This is a genomic window from Micromonospora sp. NPDC049201 (assembly GCF_055586805.1).
Genome location: NZ_JBVJHM010000003.1, coordinates 78,371 through 97,170, shown reverse-complemented (window position 1 = coordinate 97,170; position 18,800 = coordinate 78,371). Strand labels below are relative to the sequence as shown.

Annotated in this window: 17 protein-coding genes; 9 read left to right on the top strand and 8 right to left on the bottom strand. The window is 72.9% G+C overall.

Annotated features, from left to right (window positions below; all coding sequences use genetic code 11):
• Window positions 1-32 precede the first annotated feature (32 nt).
• From ACZ6O5_RS07540 to ACZ6O5_RS07525, 4 genes are all read right to left on the bottom strand, one after another.
• Complete coding sequence (locus ACZ6O5_RS07540; protein ID WP_465975199.1) at window positions 33-1,100, bottom strand: NADH:flavin oxidoreductase/NADH oxidase; 1,068 nt, start codon at window positions 1,098-1,100, stop codon at window positions 33-35.
• Between the two features lie 64 nt (window positions 1,101-1,164).
• Complete coding sequence (locus ACZ6O5_RS07535) at window positions 1,165-2,460, bottom strand: dicarboxylate/amino acid:cation symporter (protein ID WP_465975898.1); 1,296 nt, start codon at window positions 2,458-2,460, stop codon at window positions 1,165-1,167.
• A 201-nt stretch (window positions 2,461-2,661) separates the two neighbouring features.
• Window positions 2,662-3,360: a DUF998 domain-containing protein gene (locus ACZ6O5_RS07530; RefSeq protein ID WP_465975197.1), complete on the bottom strand. Its 699-nt coding sequence runs from the start codon at window positions 3,358-3,360 to the stop codon at window positions 2,662-2,664.
• Window positions 3,353-4,318, bottom strand: a complete 966-nt coding sequence (locus ACZ6O5_RS07525; RefSeq protein ID WP_465975195.1) for a glutathione S-transferase family protein — start codon at window positions 4,316-4,318, stop codon at window positions 3,353-3,355. The genes ACZ6O5_RS07530 and ACZ6O5_RS07525 overlap by 8 nt, the downstream gene beginning before the upstream one ends.
• Before the next feature lie 112 nt (window positions 4,319-4,430).
• On the opposite strand from ACZ6O5_RS07525, the gene pcaF reads away from it, so the two are divergent.
• From pcaF to ACZ6O5_RS07505, 4 genes are all read left to right on the top strand, one after another.
• The gene (pcaF, locus tag ACZ6O5_RS07520) at window positions 4,431-5,636 is read left to right on the top strand and encodes a 3-oxoadipyl-CoA thiolase (RefSeq protein ID WP_465975193.1); all 1,206 of its coding nucleotides are present in this window, start codon (window positions 4,431-4,433) and stop codon (window positions 5,634-5,636) included.
• Window positions 5,637-5,752: 116 nt separating this feature from the next.
• Entirely contained in the window at window positions 5,753-6,571 is an 819-nt protein-coding gene (locus ACZ6O5_RS07515) for an SAM-dependent methyltransferase (protein ID WP_107155998.1), read from the top strand.
• A gap of 6 nt (window positions 6,572-6,577) precedes the next feature.
• Window positions 6,578-8,722 (top strand): putative bifunctional diguanylate cyclase/phosphodiesterase, encoded by a 2,145-nt coding sequence (locus ACZ6O5_RS07510; RefSeq protein ID WP_465975191.1) that lies wholly within the window; start codon window positions 6,578-6,580, stop codon window positions 8,720-8,722.
• 91 nt (window positions 8,723-8,813) lie between these two features.
• Window positions 8,814-9,314, top strand: coding sequence for a DUF456 domain-containing protein (locus tag ACZ6O5_RS07505; protein ID WP_465975190.1), 501 nt, complete (start codon window positions 8,814-8,816; stop codon window positions 9,312-9,314).
• 57 nt (window positions 9,315-9,371) lie between these two features.
• Here the strand turns inward: ACZ6O5_RS07505 and ACZ6O5_RS07500 are convergent, their stop codons facing one another.
• Complete coding sequence (locus tag ACZ6O5_RS07500; protein WP_465975188.1) at window positions 9,372-10,253, bottom strand: glycosyltransferase family 8 protein; 882 nt, start codon at window positions 10,251-10,253, stop codon at window positions 9,372-9,374.
• A 347-nt stretch (window positions 10,254-10,600) separates the two neighbouring features.
• Here ACZ6O5_RS07500 and ACZ6O5_RS07495 point away from each other — a divergent pair, with 347 nt between their 5' ends.
• On the top strand, window positions 10,601-12,172 hold the full coding sequence (locus ACZ6O5_RS07495; protein WP_465975186.1) for an amino acid permease: 1,572 nt from the start codon (window positions 10,601-10,603) through the stop codon (window positions 12,170-12,172).
• A 122-nt stretch (window positions 12,173-12,294) separates the two neighbouring features.
• On the opposite strand, the gene ACZ6O5_RS07490 is transcribed toward ACZ6O5_RS07495, so the two are convergent.
• Window positions 12,295-12,495 (bottom strand): DUF397 domain-containing protein, encoded by a 201-nt coding sequence (locus ACZ6O5_RS07490; protein WP_465975184.1) that lies wholly within the window; start codon window positions 12,493-12,495, stop codon window positions 12,295-12,297.
• Window positions 12,482-13,276: a helix-turn-helix domain-containing protein gene (locus ACZ6O5_RS07485; RefSeq protein WP_465975183.1), complete on the bottom strand. Its 795-nt coding sequence runs from the start codon at window positions 13,274-13,276 to the stop codon at window positions 12,482-12,484. Before ACZ6O5_RS07485 ends, ACZ6O5_RS07490 begins: the two co-directional genes overlap by 14 nt.
• 233 nt (window positions 13,277-13,509) lie before the next feature.
• On the opposite strand from ACZ6O5_RS07485, the gene ACZ6O5_RS07480 reads away from it, so the two are divergent.
• Window positions 13,510-13,764, top strand: a complete 255-nt coding sequence (locus ACZ6O5_RS07480) for a flavin reductase (protein WP_465975181.1) — start codon at window positions 13,510-13,512, stop codon at window positions 13,762-13,764.
• A 32-nt stretch (window positions 13,765-13,796) separates the two neighbouring features.
• Here ACZ6O5_RS07480 and ACZ6O5_RS07475 read toward each other — a convergent pair whose 3' ends face one another.
• The gene (locus tag ACZ6O5_RS07475) at window positions 13,797-14,975 is read right to left on the bottom strand and encodes a PQQ-dependent sugar dehydrogenase (protein ID WP_465975179.1); all 1,179 of its coding nucleotides are present in this window, start codon (window positions 14,973-14,975) and stop codon (window positions 13,797-13,799) included.
• Window positions 14,976-15,062: 87 nt separating this feature from the next.
• Between ACZ6O5_RS07475 and ACZ6O5_RS07470 the strand changes: the two genes are divergently transcribed.
• The 3 genes from ACZ6O5_RS07470 (at window position 15,063) to ACZ6O5_RS07460 (ending at window position 18,704) form a co-directional block, all read left to right on the top strand.
• A complete protein-coding gene (locus ACZ6O5_RS07470; RefSeq protein WP_465975177.1) occupies window positions 15,063-16,427 on the top strand; it encodes a glutamine synthetase family protein in 1,365 nt (454 codons plus the stop codon).
• Between the two features lie 148 nt (window positions 16,428-16,575).
• Window positions 16,576-17,931: an aldehyde dehydrogenase family protein gene (locus tag ACZ6O5_RS07465; RefSeq protein WP_465975175.1), complete on the top strand. Its 1,356-nt coding sequence runs from the start codon at window positions 16,576-16,578 to the stop codon at window positions 17,929-17,931.
• A gap of 5 nt (window positions 17,932-17,936) precedes the next feature.
• Window positions 17,937-18,704, top strand: coding sequence for a 3-oxoacyl-ACP reductase (locus tag ACZ6O5_RS07460; protein WP_107156082.1), 768 nt, complete (start codon window positions 17,937-17,939; stop codon window positions 18,702-18,704).
• Window positions 18,705-18,800 lie beyond the last annotated feature (96 nt).

Here is an 18,800-nt window from a genome sequence, read left to right as displayed (position 1 = left end):
CCCCGACCCGCCCGGGTCGGGGCCCGGCGCGGTCAGAACGCGCGGGCGTACTGGTCCGGCCAGGCCGAGGTGGCGCCCAGCTTGGCGGCGGCGCGGCGCGGCCAGTACGGGTCGCGCAGCAGTTCCCGGCCCAGCAGCACCAGGTCGGCCTCGCCGCCGGCCACGATCTGCTCGGCCTGCTCGGGCTCGACGATCAGGCCCACCGCGCCGGTCGGCACGCCCGCCTCGCGGCGGATCCGGGCCGCCAGCGGCACCTGGTAGCCGGGGCCGACCGGGATCGACGCCTTCGCCGCCGCCCCGCCGGAGGACGCGTCGACCAGGTCCACGCCGGCGGCGGCCAGCTCACCGGCGAGCACCACGCTGTCCTCGATCGTCCAGCCGCCGTCGGTCCAGTCGGTGGCGGAGATCCGGGTCAGCACCGGCACCGCCTCGCCGACCGCGGCGCGGACCGCGCGCGCCACCTCCAGGGTGAGCCGCATCCGGCCGGCCCGGTCCCCGCCGTAGCCGTCGGTGCGCCGGTTGGTCAGCGGGGACAGGAACTCGTGCAGCAGGTAGCCGTGCGCCGCGTGGATCTCCACCGCGGCGAAGCCGGCGTCCACCGCCCGCCCGGCGGCGACCGCGAACGCGTCCACCACGGCCGCGACGCCGGCCTCGTCGAGCGCGACCGGGGTGCGGTAGTCGCTGACGAAGGGGTCGACGCCCGGGCCGACCGGCGTCCAGCCGCCCTCGGCGTCCGGCACGCCGCCGCGCCGCTCCGCCCACGGCCGGTACGTCGACGCCTTGAATCCGGCGTGCGCGAGCTGCACGGCCGGCACCGCGCCCTGGCCGGCGACGAACGCGGTGACCGGCCGCCACGCGTCGACGTGCGCGCCGGACCAGAGCCCGACGTCCTGCGGGCTGATCCGTCCCTCCGGCACCACCGCGGTCGCCTCGGTGAGCACCAGCCCGGCCCCGCCGACCGCGCGGGAACCGAGGTGGACGCGGTGCCAGTCGGTGGGCAGCCCGTCGGGCCCGGCAGCGTACTGGCACATGGGCGCCAGCGCGATCCGGTTGGGCAGTGTGACGCCGCGCAGGGCGAGCGGGGTGAACAGGGCGCTCATGCGGTTCTCCTCCGGTCAGGGGGACGGGTGCGTTCCCGGCCGGAACGCACCCGTCGGGCGTGGATCAGGCGGGTACGGGGGCGAGCCGCTCGTTCTCGCGCTCGGCGGGCTCGACGGGCTCGATCAGGTCGCGCCTGCCGGCCGAGTCGTACGCGGCCCGGTCGAGCGTGCCCTCGCGGGCGGCCACGATGGTCGGCACCACGGCCTGTCCGGCCACGTTCGTCGCGGTCCGCATCATGTCCAGGATCGGGTCGATGGCCAGCAGCAGCCCGGCGCCGGCCAGCGGCAGGCCCAGCGTGCTCAGGGTCAGCGTGAGCATCACGATCGCACCGGTCAGGCCGGCGGTGGCGGCCGAGCCGACCACCGACACGAACGCGATCAGCAGGTAGTCGGTGACGCCCAGGTCCACGCCGAACACCTGCGCCACGAAGATCGCGGCGAGCGCCGGGTAGATCGCGGCGCACCCGTCCATCTTCGTGGTGGCGCCGAACGGCACCGCGAAGGAGGCGTACTCGCGGGGGACGCCGAGGCGCTCCACCGAACGCTGGGTCACCGGCATGGTGCCCACCGAGGAACGGGACACGAAGGCCAGCTCGATGGCGGGCCAGGCCCCGGCGAAGAAGCGCAGCGGGTTGAGCCGGCCGGCGGCGGCCAGCAGCACCGGGTAGACCACGAACATCACCAGCGCGCAGCCGACGTAGACGGCGGTGGTGAACTTGGCGAGCGGGGCGAGCAGGTCCCAGCCGTACGAGGCGACGGCGTTGCCGATCAGGCCCAGGGTGCCGATCGGGGCGAGCCGGATGACCCACCACAGCGCCTTCTGCACGATCGCCAGGACCGAGCGGTTGAGCTGCACGAACGGCTCGGCGGGCTCGCCCACCAGCAGCGCGGCGGCGCCCACCACCAGGGCGAGGAAGACGATCTGGAGCACGTTGCCCTCGACGAACGCGCCGACCGGGTTGGTGGGCACGATGCCGGTGAGGAAGTCGATCCAGGAGCCGGTGGTCTTCGGCGCGTTGGCGCCGGCCGGGTCCAGGTTCACGCCGCGGCCGGGGTCGGTGAGCAGGCCCAGGCCGATGCCGATGCTCACCGCGATCAGCGCGGTGACGCCGAACCAGAGCAGCGTCTTGAGCGCCAGCCGGGCGGCGTTGGCGACGCCGCGCAGGCTGACCACGCTGACCACGATGGCGGTGAAGACCAGTGGCGGCACGGCCAGCTTGAGGAGCTGGACGAAGAGGCCGCCGACGGTGTCGAGCGTGCTGGTCAGCCAGGCGAGGTCGGTGGCGCGGGCGAGGAAGCCCAGCGCCACGCCGAGCACGAGGCCGAGCAGGATCTGCACGGAAAAGGGGATCTTGCGCAGGGCGGAAGCCATGAGGACGGGTCCAAGGTCTGGAGAGGAAAGGGCGGGCGTCGGGGAGCGGAGCTACGCCGGACAGACGCCGCTGGCCTGCCGTCGGAGGTCGACGTACAGGCGCTCGGTGAGGCACCAGACATTGGTCATCGCCGAACCACGCTACTCCCGCACCCGCCCCGCCGGAAGGACCGTTCCCCGTGACGCCCCTTACAACCGGCGGTTGGGGAAGGAGGGGCCCCCTTTTAACACCTCGGTGTTAAGCGGGGCCCCCTCCTCTACCGAATGCGTTAAGCGGGGGCCCCTCCTTACCAGCACCACGGCGGTGGTTAGGGCCCACGCGGCGGTTACCGTGAGCAGCAGCCGCTCCAGCACGCCGACCAGCGCGCCCCGGCCGACCAGCAGCATGGCCAGCCCCACCGCGCCGGCCAGCGGCAGCGCCAGCGTCGCGCCGACCGCGGCGACCCGCCGCAGCGCCGCGCCCGCGGCGGGGCCGCACACCAGCGCCAGCATCGCGAAGACCACCGCCGCGGTGGCCGCGATGCTGGCTCCGCCGTGCACCAGGTCGGCCACCGTGGCGGCCTCGAACGGCGGCAGCGGGCAGCCGGCGCTGCACGTCACCGTGCCGGAGAGCACCGTGGCGACCGCGCCGACGCCGAGCAGCACGGACGCCGCCCGCGCCACCGCCGGCAGCGCGCCGGCGAGCAGCAGCAGCGCCGCCGCCAGCGTGAAGATCCCCATCCGGTACGCCCCGGCGTACCCGCTGTCGGCGACACCGGCCTCGCTGACGTACCCGGTCGGGCCGGGGCCCGGACCGGCGATGACGGCAACCGTCACCGCGACCGCCCCGGCCAGCACGCAGGCGGCGGCCCCGGCGGCGGCGACCCGGCGCGACGGGCGCTCAGCCACGCCCGTGCGGCGTGGTCCAGCCGGCCAGGTCCGGACCGAGCGGCACGATCCGGGTCGGGTTGATCATGTCGTGGGTGGCGTAGTAGTGCCGTTTGATGTGGTCGAAGTCCACCGTCTCGCCGAAGCCCGGCGTCTGGAACAGGTCCCGCGCGTACGCCCACAGCACCGGCATCTCGGTGAGCTTCTGCCGGTTGCACTTGAAGTGTCCGTGGTACGCCACGTCGAAGCGGACCAGCGTGGTGAACAGCCGCACGTCCGCCTCGGTGATCGCGTCCCCCATCAGGTAGCGCCGCCCGGCCAGTCGCTCGCCCAACGCGTCCAGCCGGGCGAACAGCGCGGTGTACGCCTCGTCGTACGCCGCCTGCGAGGTGGCGAAACCACACCGGTACACGCCGTTGTTGACGTCGGAGTGGATCTCCGCCATCAGCGCGTCCAGCTCCGGCCGCAACTCGACCGGGTAGAGGTCCGGCGCGTCCGGCGCGTGGAACCGCCGCCACTCGGTGGAGAGGTCGAGCGTGAGCCGCGGATAGTCGTTGGTGACCACGTGCCCGGTCAGCGTGTCGACGAGCGCCGGCACGGTCACCCGGCCGGTGTAGTCCGGGTCGGTGGCCAGGTACGCCTCGGAGAGGAACCCGACGCCCAGCACCGGGTCGAAGCCGTCCGGGTCCAGCGCGAACCGCCAGCCCCGCTCGTCCCGGATCGGGTCCACGGTGCCCAGCGAGATCACCTCGTCGAGGCCGAGCAGGCCGCGTACGATCCGGGCCCGGTGCGCCCACGGGCAGGCCCGGCACCAGATCAGCCGGTACCGGCCCGGCTCCAGCGGCCAGCGGCCCTGCTCGTCCGGCCCGCCGCCGGCCGGCGAGGTGGAGTGCGGGGTGACCCGCCCGGTGAACCGGTTGGGTTGGCGGACGAAGGAACCGCCGCCACTGGTCTCTGCGCTGAACTGGGCCCCGGCCATGCCGCCAACCTATCCGCTCCGGGCGCGGATATCCTGGCGCCGTGGCACCCCGGCGCGACCCGCCGGGCCGCCGCCGACCGACCCCTTCCCACCCCCGAAGGACGTGCGCGCGATGACCGTGGCCTACCTCGTTGCCGGAGTCCGCACCCCGATCGGCCGGTACGCCGGCGCCCTCGCCGGGGTCCGCCCCGACGACCTCGCCGCGCACGTGATCCGCGAGCTGGTGGCGCGGCACCCGTCGGTCGACTGGGCCCGCACCGACGACGTGATCCTGGGCTGCGCCAACCAGGCCGGCGAGGACAACCGCAACGTGGCCCGGATGGCCGCGCTGCTCGGGGGCCTGCCGGCGGAGGTGCCGGGCAGCACCGTCAACCGGCTCTGCGGCTCCGGCCTGGACGCGCTCGCCGCCGCCGCCCGCGCCATCGTCGCCGGGGACGCCGACCTGGTGGTGGCCGGCGGCGTGGAGAGCATGAGCCGCGCGCCGTTCGTGATGCCGAAGGCGACCACCCCGTTCTCCCGCGCCGCCGAGGTCTACGACACCACCATCGGCTGGCGGCTGGTCAACCCGCTGATGGAGCGCGGCTGGGGCATCGACTCGATGCCGGAGACGGCGGAGAACGTGGCCGCCGAGTTCGGCGTGGACCGCGTCGCGCAGGACGCGTTCGCGTACCGCTCGCAGCAGCGGGCCGCCAAGGCGCAGGCCGACGGCCGGCTGGCCGAGGAGATCGTCGGCGTCACCGTGCCGGCCGGCCGGCGGGAGACGAAGCTCGTCGAGGTCGACGAGCACCCGCGGGAGACCACGCCGGAGAAGCTGGCCGCGCTGCCCACCCCGTTCCGCGACGGCGGCACGGTGACCGCCGGCAACTCGTCCGGCGTCAACGACGGCGCGGTGGCGCTGCTGGTCGCCTCCGCGGCCGCCGTCGAACGCTACGGCCTCACCCCGCTGGCCCGGGTACGCGGCGCCGCGGCGGCCGGCGTACCGCCACGGATCATGGGGATCGGGCCGGTCCCGGCGACCCGGAAGCTGCTCGACCGCCAGGGCCTCACGCTGGCCGACGTCGACGTGATCGAGCTGAACGAGGCGTTCGCGGCGCAGTCCGTGGCGGTGCTGCGGGAGCTGGGCCTGCCGGAGGACGCCGAGCACGTCAACCCGAACGGCGGGGCCATCGCGCTGGGCCACCCGCTCGGCGCCAGCGGTGCCCGGCTGGCGTTGACCGCCGCGCTGGAGCTGCGCCGCCGGGGTGGTCGGCGGGCCCTCGCCACCATGTGCGTCGGCGTCGGGCAGGGCATCTCGCTGCTGCTGGAGTCGGCCGGCTGAGCGCGGACGGCGGCATCGCCAGAAGTGGATCTCCCGTTGTCGGTCCGGCGCGCATAGAGTGGGCTGGACCACATGATCCGCCCCACCGGGCGGGTGACGACCGGGGAGATCGCACGATGCAGACGTCGGACGGACCTCCCGCCGGGATCGACCTGAGCCGGCCCAGCGCCGCCCGGGTCTACGACTACTTCCTCGGCGGGGCGCACAACTTCGAGATCGACCGGCAGCTCGCCGAGCAGATCGCGGCCATGACGCCGAACCTGGCGGCCACCATGCGTTCCGGGCGGGAGTTCCTGCGCCGGGCGGTGCGGGTACTGCTCGACGCCGGCATCGACCAGTTCCTCGACATCGGCTCCGGCATCCCCACCGTCGGCAACGTGCACGAGGTCGCCCAGGCCGCGAACCCCGAGGCCCGGATCGTCTACGTCGACATCGACCCGGTGGCGGTGGCGCACAGCCACGAGCTGCTGGCCGGCAACGACCGGGCCACCGCGCTCCTCGCCGACCTGCGCGAGCCGAAACTGATCCTGGACCAGGCCCGGGCCGGCGGCCTGATCGACTTCGACCGGCCGCTGGGCATCCTGCTCGCCGGCGTGGTGCACTTCGTGCCGGACGCCGACCGCCCGGCCGACATCCTGGCCACCCTGCGGGCCGCCGCCGCGCCGGGCAGTTTCCTGGTCGTCTCGCACTCCACGTTCGAGGACCAGCCGCAGGAGATGCTTGACGCGCAGCGGCTGTCGGCGCGTACCGCCACCGAGATCACGCTCCGCTCGCGGGCCGAGATCACCGGCTTCTTCGGTGACTGGACGATCCTCGAACCGGGTGTGGTGCACATGCCGCTCTGGCGGCCCGACTCGCCCTCGGACGTGGACGAGCACCCGGAACGTTTCGGGGCGTTCGGCGGCGTCGCCCGGCACGACCGCGCTGCCGGGTGAGCCGACGTGCCCGCCCCGGAGCCCGTCGGGGATGACTTCAGCCGTCCCGGCGCCACGGCGTACGCCGCCGAGTGGGCCCGGGCGGTGCGGCGCATCGGTTTCGTGCCGCTGAGCGCGGCCGAGACCGAGCGCCTGCTGGTGTCGCTCACCGAGCGGCTGGCCCGCGCGTTGCGGGCACCCACCTTCTCCGCCCGGCCGGCGGAGGAGGTGGGGCGGGCCCTGGTGGAGGCGCACCTGACCGAGCCCGGCGTGCTCGACTGGTCGGTGCAGGCGCTCGGCGACCGGTTCCTGGCCTGGGTGCTGCCGGCCCGCGAGGATCTGCCCGAGCTGCGGGAACGGATCGCCTCGTTGCAGGGCGCGGTCGCCGCCGGGTTCAGCCGGGCGCTGCGGGACCGGGTGTTCAGCCAGCAGGAACGGATCGCCCGCTCCGCCTGGCAGGCCCGGGACGCCGTCGAGCAGGCGTTGCGGGACAGCGAGGCGCGGTTCCGGGCGGTCTTCACCGGCGCCGCCATCGGCATCGGCATCGCCGGGGTGGACGGGCACATCATCGAGGTCAACCAGTCCTTCGCGGACATGCTCGGCTACACGGTCGCGGAGATGCGGCAGATGAACGTGTCCGCGCTGGCCCACGCCGACGACGCGGCCGGCATGTGGGAGCTCTACCAGGAGCTGGTCGAGGGCAAGCGGGACAGCGCCCGGGTGGAGAAGCGTTACTACCGCAAGGACGGCAGCGTGGTCTGGACCGACCTGGCCGTGTCCCTGATCCGGTACGACGACGGCCGGCCCCGGTTCACCGTCGCCATGATCGAGGACATCACCCAGCGGTACGAGCTTCAGCAGCGGCTGCGTTTCCAGGCGCTGCACGACCCGCTGACCGGCCTGCCCAACCGGACGCTGTTCTTCGAGACGCTCGGTGGTGTCTTCGCCGCGGCCGGCCCCGAGCAGCGCGTCGGGCTCTGCTTCATCGACCTGGACGGGTTCAAGGCGGTCAACGACAGCCTCGGCCACGACCTCGGTGACCGGCTGCTCCAGGTGATCGCCCGACGGCTCAGCGACTGCGTGGCCGGCCGTGGGCACCTGGTGGCCCGGATGGGCGGCGACGAGTTCGTCATCCTGGTCGACTCCGGCGGCGGTCTCGACGACGCGGTCGAGGTGGCCGAGCTGGCGCTCGCGGCGGTCTCCGCCCCGGTGCACGTCGCCGACCAGCAGCTCGCGGTCTCGGCCAGCATCGGCATCGTGGACTGCCCGGCGGCGGAGACCAGCGCCGGCGAGCTGATGAAGGCCGCCGACACCACGCTCTACTGGGCCAAGGCCGAGGGGCGGGGCCGCTGGGCGGTGTACGACCCGGAGCGCAGCGCCGCCGACATCGCCCGGTCGGCGCTGGCCGCCAACCTGCCCGCCGCGCTGGACCGGGGCGAGTTCGTGCTGCACTACCAGCCGATCGTGTCGCTGTTGGACGGCACCATGGTGGCGGTCGAGGCGCTGGTCCGCTGGCAGCACCCGGAGCTGGGGCTGCTCGGGCCGGACCGCTTCATCGGCCTGGCCGAGGAGACCGGTCTGATCGTCCGGCTCGGCGCCTGGGTGCTGCGCCAGGCGTGCCGGGATGCCGAGTCGTGGCGGCGCGCCTTCCCGGAGTCGAGACCGGTGGTCAGCGTCAACCTGGCCGCCCGGCAGGCCGACGACCCGGCCATCGTGGAGACCGTGGCGGAGGCGTTGCAGCACACCGGCCTCCCCGCCGAGCTGCTCCAGCTCGAACTGACCGAGAGCGCGGTGATGGGCAGCGCGGGTGAGCCGCTGCGGGCCCTGCACCAGCTCGCCGACCTCGGGTTGCGGTTGGCCATCGACGACTTCGGCACCGGTTACTCGAACCTGGCGTACCTGCGCCGGCTGCCGATCCACTGCGTGAAGCTGGCCGGCCCGTTCGTCGAGGGCATCCGCGGTGACGGCGCGGTCGCCGACCACCGCGACGAGCGGATCGTCGACGCGCTGGTCCGGTTGGCGCACGCGTTGGAGCTGTCGGTGACGGCCGAGGCGGTGGAGACCGAGGTGCAGGCCGAGCGGCTGCGGGCGTTGCGCTGCGACACCGGCCAGGGCCGCTGGTTCGGCGCCCCGATGCCCGCCGACGACATCCGCGCCCGCCTGGCGGCTTAAGGAAGGGCCCCCGCCTAACGCCTCCGGTAGAGGAGGGGCCCCCGCTTAACATCTCGGTTTACGCACCGCCCGCGCAGAGAAGAGTGAACTCGTGAGTCTGACCGATTCGCAGGCCGTGGTGTCGGTGGTCGCCGCGCTGGCGATCCTCGCCGGGTTGGCCGGCGTGGTGGTGCCCGGCCTGCCGGCGCTGCCGTTGTGCTGGGGCGGTGTGCTGGTGTGGGCGCTGTTCGGCGACGCCGGCCCGGGCCGCTGGGCGGTGCTCGCCGCCGCGACCGTGGTCGCCGCCGGTGGCACCGTGGTCAAGTACCTCTGGCCGGGGCGGAACCTGAAGCGGACCGGTGTGCCCACCCGGTCGCTGCTGGCCGGCGCGCTGCTCGGCGTGGTCGGGTTCTTCGTCATCCCGGTGATCGGGCTGCCGATCGGCTTCATCGCCGGGATCTGGGGCGCGGAACTGCTGCGGCTGGGCAGCAACCGGCTGGCCTGGCCGGCCACCGTGCAGGCGCTCAAGGCGGCCGGCCTGTCCATGCTTGTCGAGTTCATGGCGGGCATGGTGATCGCCGCGCTCTGGGTGGCGGGCCTGCTGTTCGCCTGAGGCACGACACCCGTCACCGCGCGGCGGTCCTGGTCGGGGTTGGGGGCGAAGCGTTCGTCACCGGCGCGAAGCGGTGAGTGATCCCGCCCGGGCTCGGGCGGTGACCGGTTCGGTGCGCCGGCGGTGCCTGCGGTAGAGCTGCCGGAACACGCCGTCCGGGAAGGCCGGATGCCAGGGCTTCACCGGGCCGGCCAAGTGGATGATGGACGCGTCCGTGATGCTCCCGCCGACGGTCGGGTCGAGCCGCCACGCCATCATGTGGTTCCAGCGCTTGGGGAGCCGGGTCCACCGGCCGTAGACGGCGTGGTTGAGCGCGTCCTGGTCCGGGAAACGCGCCTCGTGGGCGTGCCGGGCGATGTAGCCGAGCGCCGCGGCGGTGATCTCGAGTTCCCGCCACCGTGGCACGTCGATGAGCAACACCCCGGAGTTCAGGTACGGCGCCTGGGCGTCGAGGTCCCGATAGCCGTAGATGCCGGGCAGGCCGCCGTTGTCGATGAGGCGGCGGGTGAACGCGTCCCGGACCGCGCCGACCGGCGTGTCGCCCAGGTCGACGTCGCGCAACGGTGCCAGGGAGCCGGTGCAGAGCACGTCGGAGTCGAGGTAGAGCAGCCGGTCGACGCCCGGGGGCAGGGCGTGCGGGATCAGCAGCCGCAGGTACATGGCGGCGGAGAGGTAGCTCAGGTGGGGCTCGCGGGATCCGGGCAGGCGGATCGGTGGAGGGTCCACGGTCAGGAAGGTGACGGTGGCGTGCCGGGCCGCCCGGGTCAGCGAGGCCCGGGTCGGCTCGGTGACGTCGTCGTCGGCGGCCAGCCAGAACCGCAGCGGTTCGGTCGGCATCTGGGCGGCCACGGTGGACATCACGACCGCCGCGTGCGGGGCGTAGGTGGCATCGAAGGCCAGTGCGCAGTCCAGGATTACCTCCTTGGTCGGGGTGAACACCTGTCAATTTACAACGTTGTATACAAGATGACAACCAGAGCCCCTATGTCGATCCGGCGGACGTGGCCTTCCCGGGCTGACGGCGACCGTCGGGTCGGTAGGGAGCGGCGGCGCGGGCGTCCGGGGTACGGCGAGAGGCCGTACTTCAGTGAGAGAGAGGTGGACGCCGCGCGCCGCCGCGGACCGGGCGTTGCCGAGCGCCCGGTGCCGGCCCGTCGGGTCGGGCCTGGTCACAGCTCCAAGGATGCCCCGGGCCGGGAGCTGGGACAACGCATTTAACCGGTACGCGTATTGACCACCTTGATCGGCGGGAGCAGACTGCGAGCACTCGCCCGAGGAGGTGTGCAGTGGCCACGACGCCCGCGCCGACCGCCGAGCAGCCGATGGACGACGACGCCCGACGACTCGCCGAACTCGGCTACAAACAGGAGTTGCGCCGCAAGTGGAGCGGCTTCTCCAACTTCGCCATCTCGTTCTCGATCATCTCGATCCTGGCCGGCTGCTTCACCACGTTCGGTCAGGCGTGGAACAACGGTGGCCCGGTGGCCGTGTCCTGGGGCTGGCCGGTGATCTCGATGTTCATCCTGGTCATCGGGTTCTGCATGGCCGAGCTGGTCTCCGCCTACCCGACCGCGGGCGGGATCTACTGGTGGGCGGCGACCATGGGTCGGCCGGTGCACGGCTGGTTCACCGGCTGGCTCAACCTGATCGGGTTGGTCGCGGTCACCGCCTCGGTCGACTACGGCTGCGCCACGTTCCTCAACCTGACGTTGTCGGCGCTCGTCGACGGCTGGGCCGGCACCGGCCACCAGACGTTCGGGTTGTTCGTGGTGATCCTCGCGTTGCACGGCCTGATCAACATCTACGGGCACCGCATCATCGACGTACTCCAGAACGTCTCGGTCTGGTGGCACGTGGCCGGCGCGGCCGTGGTGGTGCTGATCCTGGTCCTGGTCCCGGACGACCACCAGAGCTTCCAGTTCGTGTTCACCGAGCGGTTCAACAACTCCGGCTTCGGCGACGGGGACACCGGCGGGTTGACGTTCTGGTTCTACGTGCTGCCGCTGGGCTTCCTGCTCACGCAGTACACGATCACCGGCTTCGACGCCTGCGCGCACGTCTCCGAGGAGACGCGGGGCGCGTCCAAGGCCGCCGCGCAGGGACTGTGGCGGTCGATCTTCTACTCCGCCGTCGGCGGCTGGATCCTGCTGCTCGCGTTCCTGTTCGCCGCCACCGACGTGGACGCGATCAACGACGCGGGCGGCTTTTCCGGGGCGATCTTCGAGACGGCGCTGACCCCGTTCTTCTTCAAGGTGGTCATCATCATCTCCACCATCGGGCAGTTCTTCTGCGGGATGAGCTGCGTGACCTCGATGTCGCGGATGGCGTACGCGTTCAGCCGGGACCGGGCGGTGCCGGGCTGGCGGCTATGGTCGAAGGTCAACCGCAACGGTACGCCGGTCAACGCCATCATCGGCGCCACGCTGGCCGGGCTGGTGCTCACGCTGCCCGCGCTCTACCAGCGCGGCGGCATCCCGGTCGCGTTCTACGCGGTGGTGTCGGTGGCGGTGATCGGGCTCTACCTGTCGTTCATCATCCCGATCTTCCTGCGGCTGCGGATGGGGGACCGGTTCGTCCCGGGCCCGTGGACGCTCGGCCGCCGTTACCGGCTGCTCGGCTGGATCGCGGTGGTGGAGATCGCCGTCATCTCGGTCTACTTCGTGTTGCCGATCGTCCCGGCCGGCGTGCCGGGCCATCCTGACTTCTCCTGGACGGCGGTGAACTACGCGCCGCTGGCGGTGGGCGGGGTGCTGCTCGGCGTGGCGATCTGGTGGTACGCCTCGGCCCGCAAGTGGTTCACCGGCCCCCGCCGCACGGTCGAGGAACTGCCCGCCGACACCCCCACCCCACCCTCCTGACCTCGCCTCGCCCCCGCCCTGCCCGCCCGTCGATCTTGGACTTGTGGCACCTCCGAAAACGCCATAAAAGCGGCATAGTTGGGCACCACAAGTCCAAGATCGACGGGAAGTGGGCGGTGCGATCAGGGGGCGGGGTGGAAGCGGTTGACCAGGGTGACGAATGAGCGCCACGACGACGGGGTGACGTGGAGGGTGCCGCCGTCGCGGTTCTTCGTGTCCCGCACCAGCACCACACCCGGCAGGTTGGCGGCCACCTCCACGCAGTCGCCGCCGCTCGTTCCGCTACGGGTGGACTTCTTCCAGATCGCGTTACTGAGGTCCATGCTGACTCTCGACTTCCTTGATCAGGGCGACCGACCGGGTGTGCGGCAACGCCGCGCTGCGCACCCCTTCCCACTTTGCCAGAAGCGTTGCCGTGGCGTCCTCCCCGTCGACGGCCGAGCCGGCGAGCTGATTCTCCATGTGTCCGGCCCAGCCGCCCTCTGCCAGGTGCGCCAGCGCCAGCGGCCCGGACAGGCCGACGTGAAGGCCGGCGTCGGCCGGAATGATGTGCAGGTGGACGTGGGGCAGCTCGGCCATCTGCACCAGGTGGGCGAGTTGCTCGGCCATGACAGCGTCCCGGCGGCGGAGCGCGGACTCGTCGGTGACGGCGACGACGAGAGGGGGACGCTCGCGGGTGAGGATCTCCTGCCGTGCCATCCGCGCCGCCACCTGCTTCTCCACCTCCTCGGGCGGCCTGGTGGTGTCGAAACGCAACACGGTGCGGGCGTAGTTCGCGGTCTGGAACAGGCCGGGGATCAGGCACGGGTTGAAGTATCGGAGCTGTCGGGCTGAGCGTTCCGCCTCCAGCCAGGGCTTGAACCACGACGGCTGGCTGTCCCGCTCGGCCATCCGCAGCAGCGACGTCAGCAGGCCGTCACTCCTCAGCACCTCGTCGGCGCGGGCCAGAAATGCGCGGTCCAGTGGGCGGGTGCCGGTCTCCACCGCAGAGACCATCGACGCCGAGTAGTGCACCTGCCGGCCGAAATCCTCCTGGGTGAGACCGGATGCGGAACGCATCCGCCGGAGCTGGGTTCGGATGAGGCTCGCTGTCGGTTCCTCCACAGTTCCTCCACAGATCTGACCCGAGACGCACTCGACTTCCGCTGGCCGTGCCGGGCCCGCACAGGTGCGTCGCGACCAGGCTCGATGCCTTCCGACCGTAGTGGTGTGCTCAGCAGACTGTCACGTAGGCGGATCCGCTCGCCGCCGACAGGCGCGGGCGGGTTCCAGCCCGGGGCCGCCCGGTCCCGACGATGCGCCGGGCGGCCCCCTCCACCCGGACCACGAGGAGGCCGATGGTGACAGGTCGCCGACGGGTGCCGCACGTGCCGATCCGCCCGCTGTGGCGGTGCCGCAACTGCGGCGCGGAGTGGCCCTGCCAGCCGGCTCGGCTGTCGCTGCTCGTCGAGTACCGGGGTGACCGGGTCGGGCTGCTGTTCCACCTGGGCGGCTTGCTGGCCGAGGCGCACGAACACCTCGCCCGGCTGAACCCGGACCATGTGCCGGACCTGCACCGCCGCTTCCTGGCCTGGGCGCGGTCGCGTGGCTGACGCCGTGGGCGGCGGTCCGCGTACCGCTGGGGTCAGGGTGTGGGTTGGCGGTGGGTGAGCGGGAAGCGGAGGATGCGGTCGTCGTCGGCCGCCGGTGGGACGTTGCGCGGCTCGCGGTTGCTGGTGGTCACCCAGAGCGCGCCGTCCGGGGCGACCGCGACGGTACGCAGGCGGCCGAACGTCCCGACCAGCTCCGCCACCGGTACGCCGACCGTGCCGTCCTGGTCGACCGGCACCGCCCAGAGCCGGGTACCGCGCAGCGCGGCCACGTAGAGCGTGCCCCGGGTGAACGCCGCGCCGCTCGGGGACGCCTGCGCCGGCGGCCAGACCACGACCGGGTCCCGGAAACGGCTGTCACCGGCGACGCCCTCCACGATCGGCCAGCCGTAGTTGCCGCCCGGCACGATCCGGTTCACCTCGTCCCAGGTGTTCTGCCCGAACTCGGTGGCGAACAGCCGGCCGTGCCGGTCCCAGGCCAGCCCCTGCACGTTGCGGTGGCCGTAGCTGTAGACCGGCGATCCGGGGAACGGGTTGTCCGCCGGCACGCCGCCGTCCGGGCGGATCCGCAGGATCTTGCCGTTGCGGCTGGTCAGGTCCTGGGCACGGGCCGGGACGCCGGCGTCGCCAACGCCGGCGTAGAGCAGGCCGTCGGGGCCGAACGCGATCCGCCCGCCGTCGTGGAACGTGGCCCGGGGGATGCCGCTGAGCAGCACCTGCGGGACCGGCGTGGCGGCCAGCCGGAACCGGACCACGCGGAGGTCGGTGGCGGTGGTGTAGGCGGCGTACACCCAGCCGTCCCGCCGGTAGGTGGGGGAGACCGCGAGCCCGAGCAGGCCCGCCTCGCCGCCGGCGACCACGTCGGCGATCCGGGTCACCTGCCGGGCCGGTCGGCCGGGGCGGACCCGCAGGATCGTGCCCGGGTCCCGCTGGGCGACCAGGGCGCTGCCGTCGGGCAGGAAGTCCAGCCCCCAGGGCACCGCCAGCCCGGTGGCGACCACCTGCGGGTTCGTCAGGTCGTAGCCGACCGCCGGCCGCCTGTCGACATGCCGCTCGAAGCCGGCCGGGCGCAGGTCGACCAGGTCCGGCTGCGGCGCCGTCTCGACGGCGGGCCGGTCCGGGGCGGCGGTGGGCTGCCGGTCGGCGCGGGCGTCGGTGGCGCCCAACCCGATCGCGACGACGGCCACGACGGCCGCGACGATCCGACGACGCATGTGTTCTCCCCGGTTTCGCACCCGGTCCCACCGGGGCATTGACGGTGATCCGGTTTGCCAGTAGACCTTGGTGATGGAGGCCCCCTGATGAGTAGAACGCCGTTCTCGCTGGAGCAGTTGCGGGTCGCCGTCGCCGAGGGCGAGATCGACACGGTGGTGCTCGCCCTCACCGACATGCAGGGCCGCCTCCAGGGCAAGCGGATCCACGCGCCGTTCTTCCTCGACAACGTGCTGGAGAACGGCAGCGAGGGCTGCAACTACCTGCTCGCCGTGGACGTCGACATGAACACCGTCGACGGGTACGCGATGTCGAGCTGGGAACGCGGCTACGGCGACTTCGCCATGAAGCCCGACCTGGACACGTTGCGCCGGACGCCGTGGCAGCCCGGCTCCGCGATGGTGCTGGCCGACCTGGAGTGGCTGGACGGCTCCGGCCCGGTGGTCGCCTCGCCCCGGCAGATCCTGCGCCGGCAGCTCGACCGGCTGGCCGCGCACGGGCTGACCGCGTACGCCGGCACCGAGCTGGAGTTCGTGCTCTACCGCGACTCGTACGAGGAGGCGTGGTCGCGCGGCTATCGCGACCTGACCCCGGCGAACCAGTACAACGTGGACTACTCGCTGCTCGGCACCGCCCGGGTGGAGCCGCTGCTGCGTCGCATCCGCACCGAGATGGCCGCCGCCGGCCTGACGCCGGAGAGCGCGAAGGGCGAGTGCAACCTCGGCCAGCACGAGATCGCCTTCCGGTACGACGAGGCGGTGGCCTGCGCCGACCACCACGTCGTCTACAAGAACGGGGCGAAGGAGATCGCCGCCCAGGAGGGCATGGCGATCACGTTCATGGCGAAGCCGAACGCGCGGGAGGGCAACTCCTGCCACATCCACTTCTCGCTGCGTGACGCGTCCGGCTCGTCGGCGATGCTGGGCGACGGGCCGGCGCACCTGAGCGTGACCGGGCAGCGGGTGCTGGCCGGGCTGCTCGCCACGATGCGCGAGTTCAGTCTGCTCTTCGCGCCCAACATCAACTCCTACAAGCGGTACCAGCCGGGCTCCTTCGCGCCGACCGCGCTGCGCTGGGGCACCGACAACCGCACCTGCGCGCTGCGGCTGGTCGGGCACGGGCAGGGGATGCGGGTGGAGAACCGGGTGCCGGGGGCGGACGTCAACCCGTACCTGGCGATCGCCGCGCTGGTGGCCGGCGCGGTCCACGGCATCGAGCACGAGCTGGAGCTGGCCGAGGAGTGCACCGGCAACGCGTACGACGACCCGGCCGCCGAGCGGGTCCCCGGCACGTTGCGGGACGCGCTCGACCTCTGGCAGGGCTCGACGGTCGCCCCGGAGGCGTTCGGCGACGAGGTGGTCGCCCACTACGCCAACTACGCGAAGGTCGAGCTGTCCGCCTTCGACGCCGCCGTCACGGACTGGGAGCTGACCCGTGGCTTCGAACGCCTCTGACCCCGTCCCCGCCCTGGCCCCCACCCCCGTCCCTCGCCGATCTTGCACTTGCGGCCCGCTTTTCGCGGCATGAGAGGCTTTTGTCCGGGCATTATCTGCAAGATCGACGAGGCGAGAGGCGAGGGATGGCGAAGGGCAGGGGGAGCGCGTGGGTGAGGTGATCTCGCCGGTCAGCGGGACGGCGATCGCGGAGGTGGCGTCGGCGTCCGTGGCGGAGGTGGACGCCGCCGTGGCGCGGGCGGCTGCCGCGTTCGAGGGGTGGCGTCGGGTGGCGCCGGGGGACCGGGCGCGGCTGCTGCGGCGGTTCGCCGCCGAGGTGGACGCCCACCTGGAGGAGCTGGCCCACCTGGAGGTACGCAACTCCGGGCACACCGTCGGCAACGCGCGCTGGGAGGCCGGCAACGTCCGGGACGTGCTCGACTACTACGCGGGCGCGCCGGAGCGGCTGACCGGCCGGCAGATCCCGGTGCCCGGCGGGCTCGACGTCACGTTCCACGAGCCGCTGGGCGTGGTCGGCGTGATCGTGCCGTGGAACTTCCCGATGCCGATCGCCGGCTGGGGGCTCGCCCCGGCGCTGGCCGCCGGCAACACGGTGGTGCTCAAGCCGGCCGAGCTGACGCCGCTGACCGCGCTGCGCCTGGCCGAGCTGGCGCTCGACGCCGGGCTGCCCGAGGGCGTGTTCACCGTGCTGCCCGGCCAGGGCAGCGTGGTCGGCGAGCGGTTCGTCGCCCACCCGGCGGTCCGCAAGATCTGCTTCACCGGCTCCACCGAGGTCGGCACCCGGATCATGGCCGGCGCCGCCGACCAGGTGAAACGGGTGACGCTGGAGCTGGGCGGCAAGTCCGCGAACATCGTCTTCGCCGACGCGGACCTGGCGAGGGCGGCGGCCACCGCGCCGTCCGCGGTCTTCGACAACGCCGGCCAGGACTGCTGCGCCCGCTCCCGGATCCTGGTCCAGCGTCAGGTGTACGACCGCTTCCTGGAACTGCTCGAACCGGCCGTGCGGGCGTTCCGGGTGGAGGACCCGGCCCGGGAGACGGCCGAGATGGGGCCGCTGATCTCCGCCGCGCACCGGGACCGGGTCGCCGGGTACGTCGACGGCGCGACCGTGGCGTTCACCGGCGCCCGCCCGGACGGCCCCGGCTTCTGGTACGCCCCGACCGTGCTGCTCGCCGACTCCCCGGCGGACCGGCACTGGCGCGAGGAGATCTTCGGCCCGGTCGTCTCGGTGCTCCCGTTCGACGACGAGGCGGACGCGATCCGGCTCGCCAACGACACCGAGTACGGCCTCTCCGGCTCGATCTGGACCCGGGACGTGGGTCGGGCCGTGCGGGTCGCCCGGGGGGTCGAGGCCGGCAACCTCAGCGTCAACTCGCACTCCTCGGTGCGCTACTGGACCCCGTTCGGCGGGATGAAGCGTTCCGGTCTCGGCCGGGAGCTGGGTCCGGACGCGCTGCACGCCTTCACCGACGTCAAGAACGTGTTCATCGGCACCGAGGAGTGATCACAGTGCAGGGACGGCTTTCCGACCGGGTGGCGGTGGTGACCGGCGCGGGCAGTGGCATCGGGCTGGCCACCGTGCGGCGCTTCGCCGCCGAGGGCGCGCGGGTGGTCTGCGTGGACATCGACGCCGACGCCGGCACCCGGGCCGCCGACGAGGTGGGCGGCGAGTTCGTGGCCGCCGACGTGGCCGACGAGACGGCGGTCCGCGACCTGTTCGACGGCGTGGTGGCCCGCCACGGCCGGGTGGACGTGTCGTTCCACAACGCCGGCATCTCGCCGCCGGACGACGACTCGATCCTGGAGACCGGGCTGGACGCCTGGGAGCGGGTGCTGCGGGTCAACACCACGAGCGTCTACCTGTGCTGCAAGCACGTCATCCCGCACATGCGGCGGCAGGGCAAGGGCTCGATCATCAACACCGCCTCGTTCGTGGCCCTGATGGGCGCGGCCACGTCGCAGATCGCGTACACGGCGAGCAAGGGCGGGGTGCTGGCGATGACCCGCGAGCTGGGCGTGCAGTTCGCCCGCGAGGGCATCCGGGTCAACGCGCTGTGCCCCGGCCCGGTCGCCACCCCGCTGCTGCTGGAGCTGTTCGCGAAGGACCCGGAGCGGGCCGCCCGCCGGCTGGTGCACGTGCCGATGGGGCGGTTCGGCGACCCGACCGAGATCGCCGCCGCGGTGGCGTTCCTGGCCAGCGACGACGCCTCGTTCATGACCGCCGCGCAGTTCGTGGTCGACGGCGGCATCACCGGCGCGTACGTCACGCCGCTGTGAGGCTGATCAACCCGGGGGCGGGCCGGGGTCGCCGCGGCCCGCCGGTTACGACAGGATGAGGCGGAGGTAACCAGCGTCCAGCGCGCCGAATGCGTT

Coding starts and splice junctions, on each gene's coding strand:
- ACZ6O5_RS07470 (WP_465975177.1), top strand. CDS start 15,063: ATGAGTAGAACGCCGTTCTCGCTGGAGCAGTTGCGGGTCGCCGTCGCC.
- pcaF (WP_465975193.1), top strand. CDS start 4,431: ATGACCGTGGCCTACCTCGTTGCCGGAGTCCGCACCCCGATCGGCCGG.
- ACZ6O5_RS07475 (WP_465975179.1), bottom strand. CDS start 14,975: ATGCGTCGTCGGATCGTCGCGGCCGTCGTGGCCGTCGTCGCGATCGGG.
- ACZ6O5_RS07515 (WP_107155998.1), top strand. CDS start 5,753: ATGCAGACGTCGGACGGACCTCCCGCCGGGATCGACCTGAGCCGGCCC.
- ACZ6O5_RS07540 (WP_465975199.1), bottom strand. CDS start 1,100: ATGAGCGCCCTGTTCACCCCGCTCGCCCTGCGCGGCGTCACACTGCCC.
- ACZ6O5_RS07525 (WP_465975195.1), bottom strand. CDS start 4,318: ATGGCCGGGGCCCAGTTCAGCGCAGAGACCAGTGGCGGCGGTTCCTTC.
- ACZ6O5_RS07490 (WP_465975184.1), bottom strand. CDS start 12,495: ATGGACCTCAGTAACGCGATCTGGAAGAAGTCCACCCGTAGCGGAACG.
- ACZ6O5_RS07480 (WP_465975181.1), top strand. CDS start 13,510: ATGGTGACAGGTCGCCGACGGGTGCCGCACGTGCCGATCCGCCCGCTG.